The sequence below is a fragment of the Faecalimonas hominis genome, assembly GCF_054660755.1.
The window spans coordinates 1-1,470 of the sequence record NZ_BAAHSH010000093.1; the positions used below are offsets into that span (position 1 = coordinate 1).

A 1,470-nucleotide genomic window follows, 5' to 3' on the forward strand; every position below is an offset into this window, starting at 1 on the left:
CTGTTTATGAACCTTTTTTATTATGAAATAACTCCTGTCTTAGAACGTAAGTGCTTAGTTTCGGGGTGGATTTTATCCACTCCGTTTCTGCTTTATAATTGTAGCTAGGAAACGCAAGCGTTTTGCTCCATTTCGAGATTATAATGCAAGCGTTTTACTCTACTTGGAGGTTAGCAATTATGAAAGCAAAACGTGTCAATCGTGAAGAACAACTGAAACTTATTATGGAATGCCGTTCCAGCGGTCTTTCTGATTACCAGTGGTGTGAAGCACATGGAATCCATGCTGGTACTTTTTACAACTGGGTCAGTAAATTGCGCAAAGCTGGTGTGACAATACCTAATTCCGAGAGTAAGCACTTGGGAACCCCTGTTCATCAGGAAGTTGTCAAATTAGATCTGGTTCCGGAACCAGCACCAGCTGCTACAATAATGGAGAAAAACACTCGCATTCTAACAATGCCTGATACTGATGCTAGTGTTGCTGCGGAAATCATAATGGGTAATTCTACCATTCGATTCTTTAATAACACCAATCCAGACTTAATCAGAACTACACTCCAATGCTTAGGAGGAATGTCTCATGCTTGGTGATATTTCCCTTGCAACCAACATTTATCTGGTGACTGGGTACACGGATATGAGAAAATCCATTGATGGATTGTGTGCAATCATTATGAAAAATTTCAAGCATGAACCTGATGGACATTCTATCTATCTGTTCTGCGGTAAGCGTTGCGACAGGATCAAAGTCCTGTTCAAAGAGCCGGATGGCTATATCCTCTTATACAAAAGACTGGATGTTTTATCTGGAAGATACCGTTGGCCAAGGAACAGTTCCGAGGTAAAACCTATCACCTGGCAACAATTCGACTGGCTCATGTCAGGTCTTGAAATCGAACAGCCAAAGGCACTACGAATGGCGTGAACCCATTGTATTTACTGGCTTCGCAGGCATTTTTGTGGTATAATGATTATAGCAAATCTAGGAGAAATACCATGACAAAGAGCAGTAAAGATATCCAGCTTGTTGAGTTGAAAGATATGATTATACAACTGAATACTACTATTAAAATGCTGAATGACACTATCTCAAGACAGCAAGCTGAGAATGATAATCTCAAAGCTGAACTGGCATGGTTCAGACAAAAGATGTTCGGTTCTTCCAGTGAACGTCGTACTGACGATATCGCCGGACAGTTAAGTCTGTTTGGTGAAACTGTGGAAGAAGAAAAACCAGTCGAACTCATCGAACCTGAAAGTGTAGTGGTAAACTAAATTTGTAACACCTTGTTCGGATAGTATATAATATTTATTATCCAAAGGAGGGACCAATCATGGCCACACGTTACAATGAAAATTTTAAAATTGAAGTAGTCAAAGCCTATATGGCAGGTGATCGCTCAATAAGTGAGATAGCAGCTGACTACAATGTTGCAAAAAGCACCCTCACCGGGTGGGTAAAAAAACA

At 40.3% G+C, this 1,470-nt stretch carries 4 protein-coding genes; all 4 read left to right on the forward strand.

Annotated elements, in window-relative coordinates; translation table 11 throughout:
• Positions 1-179 precede the first annotated feature (179 nt).
• The gene (gene tnpA / locus ACYQ35_RS11765) at positions 180-593 is read left to right on the forward strand and encodes an IS66 family insertion sequence element accessory protein TnpA (RefSeq protein WP_459833806.1); all 414 of its coding nucleotides are present in this window, start codon (positions 180-182) and stop codon (positions 591-593) included.
• The gene (gene tnpB / locus ACYQ35_RS11770) at positions 583-927 is read left to right on the forward strand and encodes an IS66 family insertion sequence element accessory protein TnpB (protein WP_009462549.1); all 345 of its coding nucleotides are present in this window, start codon (positions 583-585) and stop codon (positions 925-927) included. The genes tnpA and tnpB overlap by 11 nt, the downstream gene beginning before the upstream one ends.
• A gap of 71 nt (positions 928-998) precedes the next feature.
• Entirely contained in the window at positions 999-1,277 is a 279-nt protein-coding gene (locus tag ACYQ35_RS11775; RefSeq protein ID WP_459833813.1) for a transposase domain-containing protein, read from the forward strand.
• A gap of 59 nt (positions 1,278-1,336) precedes the next feature.
• Positions 1,337-1,470, forward strand: a 134-nt coding sequence (locus ACYQ35_RS11780; protein ID WP_459833817.1) for a transposase, incomplete at its 3' end; no start/stop codon positions are given.